The sequence below is a fragment of the Xenorhabdus sp. BG5 genome (genome assembly GCF_015163665.1).
GTDB lineage: Bacteria > Pseudomonadota > Gammaproteobacteria > Enterobacterales > Enterobacteriaceae > Xenorhabdus.
Map to the genome: position 1 here is coordinate 133519 of NZ_JADEUG010000004.1, position 16369 is coordinate 149887.

Consider the following 16369-nt stretch of genomic DNA (forward strand, 5'->3'; position numbering starts at 1 on the left):
GAGCGTTTTATGACGGAATACAAGGGTAAAAAAATCGTCATCGTTGGGTTAGGGCTGACAGGTTTGTCCTGCGTTGACTTTTTTATGACGCGTGGCGTGATCCCGCGTGTGTTGGATACCCGTATAGTGCCTCCGGGCAGCGATAAGCTGCCTGATAGCGTCGAATGCCACACAGGCAACCTGAACAAACAATGGTTGATGGATGCCGATTTAATCGTTGCCAGCCCAGGTATTGCACTGGCAACGCCTGAATTGCAAGCGGCAGCTGATGCGGGTGTTGAAATTATCGGTGATATTGAGCTGTTTTGTCGTGAAGCGACTGCGCCAATCGTTGCCATTACGGGTTCAAATGGCAAAAGCACCGTAACTACTCTGGTTGGCGAAATGGCGAAAACAGCGGGGTGGCAAGTGGGTGTGGGGGGCAACATTGGTGTCCCGGCACTGGAATTGCTGAAACAGCCCTATCAGCTCTATGTACTGGAATTGTCCAGTTTCCAACTTGAAACAACTTATAGCTTGAAAGCAGCGGCAGCGACGGTACTGAATGTAACCGAAGATCACATGGTTCGTTATCCCAAAGGGTTGGCACAGTATCGGGCAGCGAAGTTACACATTTACAATCAGGCAAAAACTTGTGTGGTCAATGAACAGGATACGCTGACACTACCAGAAACAGGCAAAGATAGCCGTTGTATCAGCTTTGGTGTGGATAGTGGTGATTATCAGCTTGATAGTGAACACCAACAACTGGCGGTCAATCAACAGCCGGTGCTGGCAACGCGCGAAATGCAGTTGGCCGGTCAGCATAACTATACCAATGGCTTGGCAGCATTAGCGTTGGCAGATGCTGTAAGCATTCCTCGTGCCGCCAGCCTTCAGGCTTTACGTACCTGCACCGGACTAGAACACCGTTTTCAAGTCATTCACATGAGAAATGGTGTCCGTTGGGTGAATGATTCTAAGGCGACCAATGTTGGCAGCACCCAGGCGGCACTCAGTGGATTGAAGCCGGAAGGGACACTCTATCTTTTATTGGGGGGAGATGGAAAAGCGGCAGATTTTACCCCACTGAAACCCTATATATCGGGGGAACATATTCGCCTTTACTGTTTTGGTCGTGATGGAGGGCAGCTAACACAATTACGCCCGGAAATTGCAACACTGACGGAAACAATGGAACAGGCGATGAGAGAAATTGTACCCAAGCTGGTTTCTGGCGACATGGTATTGCTGTCACCTGCTTGTGCGAGCTTCGATCAGTTCAACAGCTTTGAACATCGTGGTCATGAATTTGCCCGTTTGGCAGAGGAGTTAGGCTGATGACCATTCCAGGCCTTGGTAAATTTAAAACTTGGTTAGCGGGAAATGTGGAGGCCGATGCCACAGATACCGTTATGTATGATCGTACCTTGGTCTGGATGATATTAGGGTTGGCTGTGATTGGCTTTGTCATGGTAACGTCGGCATCCATGCCAGTTGGTCAGCGCCTTGCCCAAGATCCCTTTATCTTTGCACGACGTGATGCCATTTATTTGTCACTGTGTTTTTTCTTGTCCCTTATTACGCTGCGCATTCCGATGGCCTTCTGGCTGCGTTACAGCAATGTCATGTTATTAGTGACGATCATGATGCTGGTTGTGGTGCTGTTTGTTGGGAGTTCAGTCAATGGGGCATCACGTTGGGTGGCGGTTGGCCCATTACGTATTCAACCGGCAGAATTATCGAAACTCTCACTCTTTTGTTATCTCTCCAGCTACTTGGTTAGAAAAGTTGAAGAAGTAAGAAACAACTTTTGGGGATTTTGCAAACCAATGGGGGTCATGGTCGCATTGGCGATATTGTTGCTGGCACAGCCCGATTTGGGGACAGTGGTGGTGTTATTTGTGACAACTTTGGCACTGCTTTTTCTGGCAGGCGCGAAATTGTGGCAGTTCCTTGCCATTATTGGCTGCGGAATATTTGCCGTGTGCGTACTGATTGTTGCTGAACCTTATCGTATACGCAGGGTGACCTCTTTCCTGGACCCGTGGGAAGATCCTTTTGGCAGTGGTTATCAGTTAACCCAATCGTTAATGGCATTTGGTCGTGGCGACTTCTTTGGACAAGGCCTGGGAAATTCAGTCCAAAAACTCGAATATCTGCCGGAAGCTCATACTGACTTTATTTTCTCCATTCTGGCCGAAGAATTGGGTTATTTCGGTGTGGTTTTAGTGCTGGCAATGGTATTCTTCGTCGCTTTCCGCGCAATGATGATAGGTCATCGGGCATTGCAGCTTAATCAACGGTTTTCTGGTTTTTTGGCTTGTGCCATCGGCATATGGTTCAGCTTTCAGGCGTTCATTAACGTTGGCGCGGCGGCAGGTATGCTGCCAACCAAAGGATTAACATTACCTTTAGTCAGTTACGGTGGCTCTAGTTTGATAGTGATGTCAACGGCCATCGTCTTGTTATTGCGAATTGATTATGAAGTACGTCTGGCAAAAGCACAGGCGTTTGTAAGGAGCCCTAAATGAGTGGCAAAAACCGGCGTTTGATGGTGATGGCTGGTGGTACGGGAGGGCACGTGTTCCCGGGGCTGGCCGTTGCCCACCATTTAAAAGAGCAGGGGTGGGATATTCGCTGGTTGGGAACCGCGGATCGCATGGAAGCTGATTTAGTGCCGAAGCATGGCATTGATATCGAATTTATTCAGATTTCAGGCTTGCGGGGCAAGGGGATCAAAGCATTGCTTGCTGCCCCAATTAGAATTTTTAAGGCCATTCGACAGGCAAAAGCCATTATGCGCCGTTATCAGCCAGATGTTGTGCTGGGCATGGGAGGATATGTCTCTGGGCCTGGTGGAATAGCGGCATGGTTGTGTGGCATTCCGGTTGTACTGCATGAGCAGAATGGTATTGCGGGACTCACTAATCGTTGGTTAGCCAAAATTGCCAAAACAGTTTTACAGGCATTTCCGGGAGCATTCCCCGATGCACCGATTGTTGGTAACCCCGTAAGGAAGGATGTATTGGCATTGCCAGAACCAATGCGACGTTTGGCTGGGCGTGAAGGCCCTGTTCGGGTACTGGTTGTTGGTGGTAGTCAGGGGGCCAGAGTCCTGAACCAAACTATGCCAGAAGTCGCTGCTCACTTGGGCGATAAAATCACTTTATGGCATCAGGCGGGCAAGGGCGCCAGGGAAGAGACGCAGAAACAATATGAAAATTCGGTCACATCTGAATTCAAGGTAACTGAATTTATTGATGATATGGCGCAGGCTTATGCGTGGGCTGATATTGTCGTATGCCGTTCTGGTGCACTGACGGTCAGTGAGGTTTCCGCCGCAGGTTTACCGGCGATTTTTGTTCCTTTCCAGCATAAAGATCGCCAGCAATATTGGAATGCCTTGCCTTTGGAAAAAGCGGGAGCCGCAAAGATACTCGAACAGCCCGAATTTACAGTTGATGCTGTCGTAGATCTATTAACTCAGTGGCAACGTCCACAATTGCTGGAAATGGCAGAAAAAGCACGCTCAGTAGCCATCATTAATGCAACTGAGCGTGTAGCAGCAGCGTTGAACGATGCTGTAGAGAATCATTCAGGCCGTTCCAGGTAGAACGGTGATGTAAACATAACGAGTGAAGATTAAAACGTGAATACACAACAGTTGGCGAAATTAAGAGCTTCAGTGCCTGAAATGAGAAAAGTCAGGCATATCCACTTTGTTGGCATTGGTGGTGCTGGCATGGGTGGTATCGCCGAGGTGTTGGCTAATGAAGGTTATCAGATAAGTGGTTCTGATCTGGCACCCAATCCTGTCACACAACAGCTGATCGCATTGGGTGCAACTATTTATTTCAATCACCGTCCAGAAAATGTGCGGGACGCTAGTGTCGTGGTGGCATCCACAGCTATTCCGGCGGAAAACCCAGAAATTGTGGCTGCGCGTGAAGCGAGAATCCCAGTGATCCGCCGTGCGGAAATGCTGGCAGAGCTTATGCGTTATCGCCACGGTATCGCAATTGCGGGAACGCATGGAAAAACCACTACAACGGCAATGATTACGGGTATTTATGCGCAGGCGGGTCTCGATCCTACCTTTGTGAATGGTGGGTTGGTCAAAGCGGCGGGCACACATGCTCGATTAGGTAGTAGCCGCTATCTGATTGCAGAAGCAGATGAAAGTGATGCTTCATTCTTGCATTTGCAGCCCATGATGGCGGTTGTCACTAATATTGAAGCTGACCATATGGATACCTACCAGGGTGATTTTGAAAACTTAAAGCAAACGTTCGTTAACTTCCTGCATAACCTGCCATTTTATGGGCGTGCGGTTATGTGTATTGACGATCCTGTCGTGAAAGAACTGATCCCCCGAATTGGGCGTTATATCACGACCTACGGTTTCAGTGAGGAAGCAGACGTTCGTATTACCCATTATGAGCAGAAAGGGGCTCAGGGATTTTTCACCATCAGCCGATCTGACTTGCCGGATTTGCATGTGGTGTTAAATGCCCCCGGACGCCACAATGCGTTGAATGCCACTGCTGCTGTTGCAGTGGCAACAGAAGAAGGCATTGATGATACTGCTATTCTGGCATCTCTGGCTGAGTTTCAGGGAACTGGACGCCGCTTTGATTTTCTGGGGGATTTTCCTCTTAAACATATCAATGGCAAAGAAGGTAGCGTGATGCTGGTTGATGATTATGGTCATCATCCAACAGAAGTTGATGCCACGATTAAAGCGGCACGAGCGGGTTGGGGGGATAAGCGTATTGTTATGGTATTCCAGCCACACCGTTATACAAGAACGCGTGATTTATATGATGATTTTGCCAATGTTCTGAGTCAGGTAGATGTTCTATTAATGTTGGATGTGTATGCCGCAGGTGAAACGCCGATCCCAGGCGCGGATAGCCGTTCTTTATGCCGTACTATCCGTAGTCGTGGCAAGTTGGACCCGATTTTTGTATCAGAACCTGAACAAGTTTCAACCATTCTGTCACAAATGATAGAAAACAGTGACTTAGTATTAGTACAGGGTGCCGGTAATATCGGTAAAATAGCGCGCAATTTGGCTGAAACAAAATTGCAGCCATCTTTTTATGAGGAAGGACATCATGGTTGATAAAGTTGCTGTTCTGTTGGGCGGAACTTCCGCTGAACGCGAAGTTTCATTGCAATCAGGACACGCGGTTGTGGCAGGGCTGAAGGAAGCAGGCATTAATGCTTATTCAGTTGATACAAAAGACTTTGATGTGACTAAACTCAAAGAGGAAGGATTCAATAAAGTCTTTATCGCACTGCATGGTCGTGGTGGAGAAGATGGTACATTGCAAGGTTTGCTGGAGTTTTTGCAAATTCCTTATACCGGCAGCGGAGTGATGGCATCTGCCTTGTCAATGGACAAATTGCGCACAAAACAACTCTGGCAGGGAGCAGAACTGCCTATTTCACCTTATGTCGTCATTAATTTTCTAAAATTTGAACAACTTAATGATTTTCAACTCAAAGAGTATGTTCAAGAATTAGGTTTACCATTAATGATTAAACCGAATCTGGAAGGCTCCAGCGTAGGGATGACCAAGGTGAATGAATATGCCGAATTGCGCGGTGCCTTGGCGCTGGCATTTAAATACGATACTGATGTGTTGGTTGAAAAATGGCTATTTGGCCCTGAATATACCGTCGGATTTTTGGGAGATGAAGCTCTCCCTTCTATCCGTATTCAGGCTTCAAATACATTCTATGATTATGATGCGAAGTATATTTCCAACCAAACACAATATTTTTGTCCAAGCGGCTTGAGTGCAGAAAAAGAGCAAGAGCTATTAGATATCGCTTCAAAGGCGTATAAGGCGCTGGGATGTCGTGGTTGGGGGCGAGTCGATATCATGGACGATGGGAAGGGTAATTTCTACCTGTTGGAAGCAAATACTTCTCCTGGCATGACCAGCCATAGCCTTGTGCCAACTGCTGCGCGTCAGGCTGGATTAAGTTTTTCTCAACTCGTAGTGAGAATTTTGGAGTTAGCTGATTAATATGTCGCAGGCAGCCCGGAATAGCCGGGAGCGGGAGGGTGAAGCGCAGAAATCTCGTCCTAGTAATGGTTACTATCTGGCAGGGATTGCCTTCTTCTTGATGGTAGTAGGCACTATCATATGGGGGGGCTGGATGACACTGGACTGGATGAAAGATCCTAGCAGATTACCACTCTCGAAGCTGGTATTGACTGGTGAGCGCCATTACACCACGAATGATGATGTAAGGCAGGCTATTTTGTCCCTGGGATCTCCCGGAACATTTATGACTCAGGATGTCAACGTCATTCAGGAAAAGATTGAACAATTGCCATGGATTCGGCAGGTCACTGTTCGGAAACAATGGCCTGATGAACTTAAGATACATCTGGTAGAATACGTACCTTATGCGCGTTGGAATGATACCCAACTATTGGATGCTGAGGGTCGGGTATTTAGCTTACCCGTAGAACGTAGTGCAAATGCGCAGTATCCGATGTTGTATGGGCCAGAAGGCAAAGAAAAAGACGTATTGAATGAATACCACACAATGGCGATTTTTCTTGAAAAACACCAGATGAAACTGAAAGCAGTGATCATGACAGCGCGTAACTCCTGGCAACTGATATTGGATAACGATATCCGTTTAGAGCTAGGAAATCGAGATAAAATGGAACGAATGAAACGTTTTGTTGAACTTTATCCTGTGTTGTTGAGAAACACTGAAAAACGTGTGGCTTATGTTGACTTACGTTATGACAGTGGTGCTGCGGTAGGTTGGGCTCCTTTATTAACTGATACGCCTGTTCCAATGAACGGGCAAGAAAACAAACAGTGACTGGTAATAATACAGAGACAGGCAGAATAACGATGATCAAATCAACGGACAGAAAATTGGTAGTTGGCCTTGAAATCGGTACAGCAAAGGTATCTGCCCTGGTTGGTGAAATTCTGCCCGATGGTATGGTTAATATTATCGGAGTAGGAAATTGCCCATCCCGCGGCATGGACAAAGGCGGTGTCAACGATCTTGAATCGGTTGTCAAGTGCGTACAGCGTGCCATTGATCAGGCTGAACTCATGGCGGATTGCCAGATATCTTCAGTCTATCTGGCGCTTTCCGGCAAGCATATTAGTTGCCAGAACGAAATTGGCATGGTGCCGGTTTCAGAAGAAGAAGTTACACAGGATGATGTGGACAGTGTTGTCCATACAGCTAAATCAGTGCGTGTTCGTGATGAACACCGTATTTTGCATGTGATCCCACAGGAATACGCGATTGACTATCAGGAAGGGATCAAAAATCCAGTTGGGCTCTCTGGTGTGCGTATGCAGGCGAAAGTCCACTTGATTACCTGCCATAACGACATGGCGAAAAACATCGTAAAAGCTGTTGAACGTTGTGGTTTGAAAGTTGATCAACTTATTTTTGCAGGACTGGCAGCAAGTTATGCTGTGTTGACAGAAGATGAACGTGAATTAGGAGTCTGTGTCGTTGATATCGGCGGCGGGACGATGGATATCGCTGTATATACTGGTGGTGCATTGCGTCATACCAAGGTGATCCCTTATGCCGGCAATGTAGTGACCAGTGATATCGCCTATGCGTTTGGTACTCCTCCCAGTGATGCTGAAACCATCAAAGTTCGTCATGGCTGCGCATTGGGTTCGATAGTTAGCAAAGATGAGAGTGTAGAAGTCCCAAGTGTGGGAGGACGCCCTCCTCGTAGCTTACAGCGTCAAACATTGGCTGAAGTGATCGAACCCCGTTATACCGAACTGCTGAACTTAGTGAATGATGAAATTTTGCGATTGCAGGAGCAATTGCGGCAGCAGGGAGTAAAACACCACCTGGCAGCAGGGATTGTCCTGACAGGAGGAGGCGCCCAGATTGATGGTCTGGCCGAATGTGCTCAGCGGGTATTTCATACCCAGGTTCGCATTGGCCGCCCTCTGAACATCACTGGATTGACAGATTATGTGCAGGAGCCTTGCTACTCAACAGCGGTTGGACTTCTGCATTATGGCAAAGAATCCCACCTTGGCGGAGATTCCGATGCCGATAAAAGAACGTCAGTAAGTGGCTGGTTTAAGAAAGTCAGCAACTGGCTGAAAAAAGAATTTTGATTTTTTATACAGAGGCCATGACAATGTCGCCGGCCTCGATATAAAGGCACAAAACGGAGAGAAATTATGTTTGAACCACTGGAATTAACCAACGACGCGGTGATTAAAGTCATCGGCGTCGGCGGCGGCGGCGGTAATGCTGTGGAGCACATGGTGCGTGAGCGTATTGAAGGCGTTGACTTCTTTGCGGTTAACACGGACGCTCAGGCACTGCGTAAGACGGCTGTTGGTCAGACTATCCAGATTGGCAACGGCATTACGAAAGGATTAGGCGCTGGTGCGAACCCTGAGGTTGGTCGTACTGCTGCGGAAGAAGACCGCGAATCACTGCGTACTGCACTGGAAGGTGCAGATATGGTGTTTATTGCCGCCGGTATGGGTGGTGGCACAGGCACGGGGGCCGCGCCTGTTGTGGCTGAAATTGCCAAAGAACTTGGTATCTTGACCGTTGCCGTTGTCACTAAGCCATTTAATTTCGAAGGCAAAAAACGGATGGCCTTCGCGGAGCAAGGGATCACTGAACTGTCCAAGCATGTGGACTCACTGATCACTATTCCAAATGACAAATTATTGAAAGTCCTGGGACGAGGCATTTCCCTGTTGGATGCATTCGGTGCAGCTAATGATGTCCTGAAAGGTGCGGTTCAGGGGATTGCCGAACTGATTACTCGCCCAGGTCTGATGAACGTTGACTTCGCTGATGTTCGTACTGTGATGTCTGAAATGGGTTACGCCATGATGGGCTCAGGTATCGCACAAGGTGAAGATCGTGCGGAAGAAGCCGCAGAGATGGCTATCTCCAGCCCATTGCTGGAAGATATTGATCTTTCTGGCGCACGTGGCGTTTTGGTTAATATCACAGCGGGCTTTGACCTGCGTTTGGATGAGTTTGAAACCGTTGGTAACACAATCCGTGCATTTGCTTCTGATAATGCAACGGTGGTTATCGGTACGTCACTGGATCCAGATATGAATGATGAGCTGCGTGTAACCGTTGTGGCAACAGGCATTGGCATGGACAAACGTCCAGAAATCACCCTGGTGACCAATAACAAGGCTCCTCAGACAAACCCGATGGAGCGCCGTTACCAGCAGATATCTGGCGGCATCTCTTCATTGTCTGATGAGAACAAAACGGTAGCAAAAGTCGTCAATGACCAAAATGCACATACAAGCAAAGAGCCTGATTATCTGGACATTCCTGCATTTTTGCGTAAGCAGGCTGATTAATTGCTAAAAAATTGGCTTCTCCGCTTTTTGTGTTAAACTATCCTGCCAGTCATACATTATAGTGATTGGCGGGATAAGTAACGTTGCGAGATATAAACGATGATCAAACAAAGGACACTAAAACGTATTGTTCAAGCGACCGGCGTCGGTTTGCACACCGGTAAAAAAGTCACGCTGACAATGCGTCCAGCGCCGGCTAATACCGGGGTCATCTATCGTCGTACTGACTTGAATCCCCCGGTTGATTTTCCGGCAGATGCCAAATCTGTGCGTGATACTATGCTCTGTACTTGTCTGGTGAATGAGCATAATGTGCGTATTTCAACAGTTGAACATTTGAATGCAGCGCTGGCAGGTTTAGGGATCGACAATATTGTTATTGAAGTCGATGCACCAGAGATCCCGATTATGGATGGCAGCGCCAGCCCGTTTGTTTTCCTGTTATTGGATGCGGGTATTGAAGAGCTGAATGTAGCGAAGAAATTCGTGCGAATGAAAGAAAGCGTCCGTGTGGAAGACGGTGATAAATGGGCTGAATTGGCACCTTATCATGGTTTCAGTCTGGATTTTACCATCGACTTTAATCATCCGGCGATTGATGCGAGTACCCAGCGCTATGGCCTGGAGTTCTCTGCGGATTCATTTGTTCGCCAGATTAGTCGTGCGCGTACTTTCGGATTTATGCGTGATATTGAGTACTTGCAATCTAAAGGCTTGTGCCTCGGTGGCAGCTTTGATTGTGCGATTGTCGTTGATGACTACCGCGTACTCAATGAAGATGGTTTGCGTTTTAAAGATGAATTCGTCCGTCATAAAATGTTGGACGCCATCGGCGATCTATTCATGTGTGGGTATAATATCATCGGTGCCTTTACTGCGTTTAAATCAGGCCATGCACTAAACAACAAGTTATTGCAAACTGTTTTAGCACAAGAAAGCGCTTGGGAATTTGTCACATTTGAAGATGAAGCTGAAATGCCATTGGCTTTTCGCGCTCCATCACTGGTGTTGGCATAATGGCTGACATGTGTATTGATAAAGAATGTTGAGAACATTCCTATGATGCACCAATGGGTTATGTTATCTATCACGCTTCTTTCGCTGACGTTTTTTATTCGGCGCTAACGCTTCTTTTTGGCTGTACTGGTACCCTCTCCGGCCAGCGCAGCCAACCGCTCTAGTTTCTTTTTCAATTTTTCAGGGCTATTTTCAGCCAACATCATTAATGTTTTTGCACTTTCATGAGTGAGCTGGCGCTTTGGTAATTCCTGATTATCATTACTGGATGCTTTGGTTGATAATTTTGAGAATCTTTGTTCATTATTATCACACTTAACCATTAATGATGGGTTAATCCTGATGTCGATTGAGGATAAAGATGGTAGAATTTCGCTTCTCAATGTAGACAGTAAGACAGGAATTTCATAACGCAGCCGGGTCATCCAACTGGCATTTCCTGCTTCCAGTATCAGAATTTGTTTGCGATAATTGGCAACCCTGCACCATGGGTGCAATTGTGCAGGAAGCAAACTGAGAACGGCACGGTTGAGTTTCAGTAATGCGATGGCATGTTGTTGGATGATTTGAAGTGGACTTTTTCCGACAGTTGCCGCGTCTTCAAACAGCTTATCCAGTGATTGTGGGCGGCTATCTCGCATAATAGGGGCAGTTCCAGTATTTATTAATGAAGGATTAATGAGTATTTTAAATCTTTGGCGACAATTTGGTAGGCGTTATTTTTGGTCTCATCTTTTACTGGGCATGGTTGCTACAGGAATTGGTGTTCCTACTGTTTTCGCTGGAGTGGCAGAAAGCCTGCATCATACAAATACGTCTTCTGCCCAAGGAAGCCATTATCAGACATTTTCCTCTTTTGAGCACTTATTTAAATTACACTTACTCCAATTAAAAAGTGTCCAGCGCCAACCCGCTAATTATTTAAATTATTGGCAGCAACATGCCGTTCGTAATGTGATCCGTCAACTTTCTTTTGCTTTTTCGGTTGCAGAACCAACCAAGTACGAAGGCGCAAAAGAAAGTACCCGAATTTCTTCTCCCTCCATGCAACGACTTATGCTGGATACGTTGTATGCCATGCTGACACAAGCACCAGCGCCATTTGAAGAGATTATCTCAGATGTTGTGGTGTCTGATGCTGTGCTTCCTGATACCCATACTCCAGCTCTCTGGGTCGCTAAAGTTCAGGGAATTAGGGCAGGGCCAACGCCCAATCATTTATTTTTACTTTAATACTGCTGTCTTATTAAACTCAAGGTTAAATAAGACAATTTTTAAGGAATGATTGATTGGCTACAACAATAGCCCTATCTGAGATGTACTAATTATGCTGATTAAATTACTGACAAAAATTTTTGGTAGCCGTAATGACCGTACCTTGCGCCGTTTGCGCAAAGTGGTTGATGAGATCAACCGTATGGAGCCGGACTTTGAAAAACTCTCTGATGAAGAACTGAAAGCGAAAACAGAGCAATTTCGTGTCCGTTTTAGCGAGGGAGAATCACTGGATAAAATTCTGCCAGAAGCGTTTGCTACTGTGCGTGAAGCCAGCAAACGTGTATTTGGTATGCGTCACTTTGATGTACAGTTATTGGGTGGGATGGTCTTGAATGAACGCTGTATAGCAGAGATGCGTACTGGTGAAGGTAAAACACTGACTGCAACATTGCCAGCATATCTTAATGCTCTAAGTGGCAAAGGTGTTCATATTGTTACCGTGAACGATTACCTTGCACAGCGTGATGCTGAAAATAACCGCCCACTATTTGAATTCCTTGGCTTAAGTGTCGGTATTAACTTACCAGGTATGCCATCACCGGCAAAACGTGAAGCATATGCTGCGGATATCACTTACGGTACTAACAATGAGTTTGGTTTTGACTATTTGCGCGACAATATGGCATTTAGTCCAGAAGAGCGAGTCCAACGCAAATTGCACTATGCGCTGGTAGATGAAGTTGACTCGATTCTGATCGACGAAGCCCGTACGCCACTGATTATTTCAGGACCTGCGGAAGACAGCTCTGAGCTTTATATCAAAGTAGACAAGCTGATCCCGAAACTGATTCGTCAGGAAAAAGAGGATTCAGATACCTTCCAGGGTGAAGGACATTTCTCTGTTGATGAAAAAACACGTCAAGTCAACCTGACAGAGCGTGGTTTGGTATTGATTGAAGAGTTATTGGTAGATGCTAAATTGATGGATGAAGGTGAATCCTTGTATTCACCGACCAATATCATGCTGATGCACCATGTGACGGCCGCTCTGCGCGCTCACGCCTTGTTTACCCGTGATGTTGATTACATCGTGAAAGAGGGTGAGGTTATCATCGTTGATGAACATACCGGGCGTACCATGCAAGGGCGTCGTTGGTCTGATGGTTTGCACCAGGCTGTGGAAGCGAAAGAAGGTGTCGAGATTCAGAATGAAAACCAGACGCTGGCTTCAATCACATTCCAGAACTATTTCCGTATATACGAAAAACTGGCCGGGATGACAGGCACAGCCGACACAGAAGCCTTTGAATTCAGCTCCATTTATAAATTAGATACTATTGTTATTCCAACCAATCGCCCAATGATCCGTCAGGATTTACCGGATCTGGTCTATATGACAGAAGCGGAAAAAATTGAGGCGATCATTGAAGACATCAAAGCACGGACAAGCAGTGGTCAGCCTGTTTTGGTTGGGACAATCTCGATTGAGAAATCAGAACTTGTGTCTAACGCATTAACCGAAGCGGGTATTACACATAACGTCCTGAACGCAAAATTCCACGCATTGGAAGCCGATATCATTGCTCAGGCTGGTCAGGCTGGCACAGTGACTATTGCAACCAACATGGCGGGACGTGGTACAGACATCGTGTTAGGGGGCAGTTGGCAGGCGGAAGTCGCTAAATTGGAAGAGCCAACTGAAGCACAGATCGATAAAATCAAGGCAGAATGGCAAGAGCGTCATAATGCAGTATTGGCAGCAGGCGGCCTGCATATTATTGGTACGGAACGTCATGAATCACGCCGTATAGATAACCAGTTACGTGGTCGTGCGGGTCGTCAGGGCGATGCGGGTTCTTCACGTTTCTACCTCTCAATGGAAGATTCCTTAATGCGCATTTTTGCTTCCGATCGTGTGACGGGCATGATGCGTAAACTTGGCATGCAGCCAGGAGAAGCAATCGAACACCCATGGGTGACTAAAGCGATTGCGAATGCTCAGCGTAAAGTTGAGAGCCGTAACTTTGATATCCGTAAACAATTGCTGGAATATGATGATGTTGCGAACGATCAGCGCCGGGCAATTTATGCTCAGCGTAACGACTTGCTTGATGTGAGCGATGTCAGCGAAACCATCACCAGTATCCGCGAAGATGTCTTCAAGGTAACCATTGATGCTCATATTCCACCGCAATCACTGGAAGAAATGTGGGATATTGAAGGATTACAAGAACGTTTAAGCAACGATTTCGATTTGAATCTGCCAATCAAAGAATGGTTGAACAAAGAGCCTGAATTGCACGAAGAAACATTGCGTGAACGTATTTTTGAAAAAGCGATCGAAATTTATAAGCAAAAAGAAGAAATTGTCGGTGCAGAAATGATGCGTAACTTTGAAAAAGGCATCATGTTGCAAACCTTGGACACATTGTGGAAAGAGCATTTGGCAGCGATGGATTATCTTCGCCAAGGCATTCACTTGCGTGGTTACGCCCAGAAAGATCCAAAACAGGAGTATAAACGCGAATCTTTTGCCATGTTTGCCAATATGCTGGAATCACTGAAATATGAAGTGATCAGTACCTTGAGCAAGGTCCAGGTGAGAATGCCGGAAGAAGTCGAGGCGCTCGAACAGCAGCGTCGTGAAGAAGCTGAGCGTTTGGCAAAACAACAACATTTGAGCCATGAAGTTGAACAGGGCGCGTTGATGTCAAAGGCCGAAGCTCAAATGGCAACGGGAGAGCGTAAAGTTGGACGCAATGATCCTTGCCCATGTGGTTCTGGCAAGAAATATAAGCATTGCCACGGTCGTTTATAATTGAGTGAGTTTATAAGCAAAAAAGTCGTGCCAGTGGCGAATTCAGTTACCACTGGCAAGGGTTAATTTATCAAAAACCAAAAGCCGGAAGATCACGCGGATCTTTCCGGCTTTTTCAATATATCAGTATTTATTCATCGTATTCGATAATTGCTTCTAAGGCAGCTCTAAGCCAGTCCCAAAATGACTCAAAGTTACCCACGTTTTCATACCCTTCACTTGAAAAATCATGAATGATAACAACTTGGTTGGGATTAGCTTTATCCCAACACATACACAGGATCTTAAGCAATAACTGTATATTTTAGATAGAAAAAAGGCTTCATTTATGATCTGATTATTTATTTACACGAGCATAAAGTAAAGGAGTACACTATCTGAATTAATCAGAACTATGAGGAAAGAAAAATGTTACCTCCCACTGTTTATTTCAATCAAGAGTTTGCTCCCGGTGATTTAATTTATGGCTTACGTCGTGAAATAGCCAGATACGCCGATTTTTTACACCTTAAAATAAATCTGGATGCATTTGATGTTCAGGCAGCAATCGTTGATCAATATGTCGTTCCACGGGAAGTGGAACTATCAACAACAGGGAGATGTCGATTTTATAATATGACGTTACCAAAAAATATACCGTATTTTCAGAATTTTATTTCCTATCTAGCAGACCATCCTAAATATCATACTGCGCTCACATACCCGACTGAAAACAAGTCCCTAACCTCAGGCAGAAAGTGTAAAGGCGCATTATCATGGGTTACCCTGAGTAATAATGCGTTGACTGAAAATATGCATATTCATTTCCTCCTCGATGGTATCAATATGGAATATGTTGTGAATAAAAAACCCTATCCGGGGAATCCGGATCTTGAAACAAACGTGACAGCCAGAGAGTTAAGGTGGATCTACAGAAACAAAGACCACCCACAGGTACAACGAAAAATATTATTCTGGTTGAACAGAGAACTGACATCCCCGCCCTGGACAGGAAACGGGGCTGTGTTATGGCGGAATTATGTACCACATCATATTCTCTGACATGTTTATTATACGTGTGACTGATCTCTACCCGCTGATATCTGCCCGAAAACGCGGTCAGATACCCGAGCCAGCAAGACTAAGCTGAGAATGCGGGCACTGCTTGGCGACTCCAACAGCAACTAAGCGGCTCTTAAAAATGAAGAAAGCCGGAAGATCATGGAGATCTTTCCGGCTCTTTGATGTTTATTCTACTCAGAAATAATTCTTTCCACTTTTCAAGATAACCTTTGAATTTTTCTATGGTTGCGAGCTTAAGACTTTCTTCTGTATATTCGTTAAAAATTTCGACACCATCCAGTTTAATGGTAACAGTATGAGCATTGCCAGTACCTTCCCATAGTGGTGATTTACTATTGCTGACAGAGTCACATAAAGAGATTAATTCATCAGTATAAGCGACATCCCTCTGAACATCTCCTATTAAAAAATCAGCCAATACATGGCGTTCGTAATCAATTTCTACTGTAGGATACCTGTCTTCTGCGATTAAAAATTTCATATCATTTTTTCCATTTGTATTTTTAATATAATGGATAACGCGATGCTCGACTTTTATGATGAGTTGAAATGACATAGCCGCTCCTTTATAACGTTAAGTCGTCAAAAATAGAGAAATAAAGGAACAAAAGGCTATGTCACAGCAAGATTTTATCATTTGGGTGTTTTGTTGGGTAGACGATAATTTAACGCAGTTACAGCAAGGCACACGACTCAGAAGCCGGGGATATCACAGCGGGAGTATCACTGTGGCAAGTAAGGGCGGTTATTACACGGAAGACTAGCCCGAACCGAGAGCATCAATGACTTTTTTCAGGACTGATTTTACCACCAGTTCCATAAATAATTAATCTTCGCGGCTCCTCAATAATTCTGGCTCCAATACGGCGACATGCTTCCTTCATTGTACTGGTTTCCA

16 protein-coding genes are annotated in these 16369 nt (G+C 45.7%); 13 read left to right on the forward strand and 3 right to left on the reverse strand.

Translation table 11 applies throughout. The features are described from left to right. The first annotated feature begins 9 nt into the window (after window positions 1-9). The 9 genes from murD to lpxC all read left to right on the forward strand — a co-directional run bounded on the left by murD (window position 10) and on the right by lpxC (window position 10373). Complete coding sequence (gene murD, locus IQ209_RS04175) at window positions 10-1320, forward strand: UDP-N-acetylmuramoyl-L-alanine--D-glutamate ligase (RefSeq protein WP_193849302.1); 1311 nt, start codon at window positions 10-12, stop codon at window positions 1318-1320. Next, window positions 1320-2513: a cell division protein FtsW gene (gene ftsW / locus IQ209_RS04180; protein ID WP_193849264.1), complete on the forward strand. Its 1194-nt coding sequence runs from the start codon at window positions 1320-1322 to the stop codon at window positions 2511-2513. The genes murD and ftsW overlap by 1 nt, the downstream gene beginning before the upstream one ends. Further along, a complete protein-coding gene (murG, locus tag IQ209_RS04185; RefSeq protein WP_193849266.1) occupies window positions 2510-3595 on the forward strand; it encodes an undecaprenyldiphospho-muramoylpentapeptide beta-N-acetylglucosaminyltransferase in 1086 nt (361 codons plus the stop codon). The genes ftsW and murG overlap by 4 nt, the downstream gene beginning before the upstream one ends. A 36-nt stretch (window positions 3596-3631) precedes the next feature. Next, window positions 3632-5107, forward strand: coding sequence for a UDP-N-acetylmuramate--L-alanine ligase (gene murC, locus IQ209_RS04190; protein WP_193849268.1), 1476 nt, complete (start codon window positions 3632-3634; stop codon window positions 5105-5107). Beyond that, window positions 5100-6020: a D-alanine--D-alanine ligase gene (locus IQ209_RS04195; protein WP_193849270.1), complete on the forward strand. Its 921-nt coding sequence runs from the start codon at window positions 5100-5102 to the stop codon at window positions 6018-6020. Before murC ends, IQ209_RS04195 begins: the two co-directional genes overlap by 8 nt. A 1-nt stretch (window position 6021) precedes the next feature. Next, on the forward strand, window positions 6022-6837 hold the full coding sequence (gene ftsQ, locus IQ209_RS04200; RefSeq protein ID WP_193849272.1) for a cell division protein FtsQ: 816 nt from the start codon (window positions 6022-6024) through the stop codon (window positions 6835-6837). A gap of 32 nt (window positions 6838-6869) precedes the next feature. Next, entirely contained in the window at window positions 6870-8126 is a 1257-nt protein-coding gene (ftsA, locus tag IQ209_RS04205) for a cell division protein FtsA (RefSeq protein WP_193849274.1), read from the forward strand. Between the two features lie 66 nt (window positions 8127-8192). Further along, window positions 8193-9356, forward strand: coding sequence for a cell division protein FtsZ (gene ftsZ / locus IQ209_RS04210; RefSeq protein ID WP_099131611.1), 1164 nt, complete (start codon window positions 8193-8195; stop codon window positions 9354-9356). A gap of 99 nt (window positions 9357-9455) precedes the next feature. Continuing rightward, window positions 9456-10373, forward strand: a complete 918-nt coding sequence (gene lpxC, locus IQ209_RS04215; protein WP_099131612.1) for a UDP-3-O-acyl-N-acetylglucosamine deacetylase — start codon at window positions 9456-9458, stop codon at window positions 10371-10373. Window positions 10374-10477: 104 nt separating this feature from the next. Here lpxC and IQ209_RS04220 read toward each other — a convergent pair whose 3' ends face one another. Further along, a complete protein-coding gene (locus tag IQ209_RS04220) occupies window positions 10478-11014 on the reverse strand; it encodes a DUF721 domain-containing protein (protein WP_193849276.1) in 537 nt (178 codons plus the stop codon). 37 nt (window positions 11015-11051) lie between these two features. On the opposite strand from IQ209_RS04220, the gene secM reads away from it, so the two are divergent. Both secM and secA read left to right on the forward strand, forming a co-directional pair. Then, window positions 11052-11606 (forward strand): secA translation cis-regulator SecM, encoded by a 555-nt coding sequence (secM, locus tag IQ209_RS04225; RefSeq protein WP_193849278.1) that lies wholly within the window; start codon window positions 11052-11054, stop codon window positions 11604-11606. A 94-nt stretch (window positions 11607-11700) separates the two neighbouring features. After that, window positions 11701-14409 carry a preprotein translocase subunit SecA gene (gene secA, locus IQ209_RS04230; protein ID WP_193849280.1) on the forward strand — a complete coding sequence of 903 codons (2709 nt, stop codon included), beginning with the start codon at window positions 11701-11703 and terminating at the stop codon, window positions 14407-14409. A gap of 130 nt (window positions 14410-14539) precedes the next feature. Here secA and IQ209_RS04235 read toward each other — a convergent pair whose 3' ends face one another. Further along, window positions 14540-14683, reverse strand: coding sequence for a hypothetical protein (locus IQ209_RS04235; protein ID WP_193849306.1), 144 nt, complete (start codon window positions 14681-14683; stop codon window positions 14540-14542). A 134-nt stretch (window positions 14684-14817) separates the two neighbouring features. Between IQ209_RS04235 and IQ209_RS04240 the strand changes: the two genes are divergently transcribed. Continuing rightward, a complete protein-coding gene (locus IQ209_RS04240; RefSeq protein ID WP_193849282.1) occupies window positions 14818-15450 on the forward strand; it encodes a hypothetical protein in 633 nt (210 codons plus the stop codon). A 157-nt stretch (window positions 15451-15607) separates the two neighbouring features. Here IQ209_RS04240 and IQ209_RS04245 read toward each other — a convergent pair whose 3' ends face one another. After that, entirely contained in the window at window positions 15608-16027 is a 420-nt protein-coding gene (locus IQ209_RS04245) for a hypothetical protein (RefSeq protein ID WP_228005709.1), read from the reverse strand. 58 nt (window positions 16028-16085) lie between these two features. Between IQ209_RS04245 and IQ209_RS18195 the strand changes: the two genes are divergently transcribed. Further along, window positions 16086-16235, forward strand: coding sequence for a hypothetical protein (locus tag IQ209_RS18195; RefSeq protein ID WP_228005710.1), 150 nt, complete (start codon window positions 16086-16088; stop codon window positions 16233-16235). The last annotated feature ends 134 nt before the right edge of the window (window positions 16236-16369 follow it).

Coding starts and splice junctions, on each gene's coding strand:
- IQ209_RS18195 (WP_228005710.1), top strand. CDS start 16,086: ATGTCACAGCAAGATTTTATCATTTGGGTGTTTTGTTGGGTAGACGAT.
- murG (WP_193849266.1), top strand. CDS start 2,510: ATGAGTGGCAAAAACCGGCGTTTGATGGTGATGGCTGGTGGTACGGGA.
- IQ209_RS04245 (WP_228005709.1), bottom strand. CDS start 16,027: ATGTCATTTCAACTCATCATAAAAGTCGAGCATCGCGTTATCCATTAT.
- ftsZ (WP_099131611.1), top strand. CDS start 8,193: ATGTTTGAACCACTGGAATTAACCAACGACGCGGTGATTAAAGTCATC.
- IQ209_RS04240 (WP_193849282.1), top strand. CDS start 14,818: ATGTTACCTCCCACTGTTTATTTCAATCAAGAGTTTGCTCCCGGTGAT.
- ftsA (WP_193849274.1), top strand. CDS start 6,870: ATGATCAAATCAACGGACAGAAAATTGGTAGTTGGCCTTGAAATCGGT.
- secM (WP_193849278.1), top strand. CDS start 11,052: ATGAGTATTTTAAATCTTTGGCGACAATTTGGTAGGCGTTATTTTTGG.
- IQ209_RS04195 (WP_193849270.1), top strand. CDS start 5,100: ATGGTTGATAAAGTTGCTGTTCTGTTGGGCGGAACTTCCGCTGAACGC.
- IQ209_RS04235 (WP_193849306.1), bottom strand. CDS start 14,683: ATGTGTTGGGATAAAGCTAATCCCAACCAAGTTGTTATCATTCATGAT.
- lpxC (WP_099131612.1), top strand. CDS start 9,456: ATGATCAAACAAAGGACACTAAAACGTATTGTTCAAGCGACCGGCGTC.
- ftsW (WP_193849264.1), top strand. CDS start 1,320: ATGACCATTCCAGGCCTTGGTAAATTTAAAACTTGGTTAGCGGGAAAT.
- murD (WP_193849302.1), top strand. CDS start 10: ATGACGGAATACAAGGGTAAAAAAATCGTCATCGTTGGGTTAGGGCTG.
- IQ209_RS04220 (WP_193849276.1), bottom strand. CDS start 11,014: ATGCGAGATAGCCGCCCACAATCACTGGATAAGCTGTTTGAAGACGCG.
- secA (WP_193849280.1), top strand. CDS start 11,701: ATGCTGATTAAATTACTGACAAAAATTTTTGGTAGCCGTAATGACCGT.
- ftsQ (WP_193849272.1), top strand. CDS start 6,022: ATGTCGCAGGCAGCCCGGAATAGCCGGGAGCGGGAGGGTGAAGCGCAG.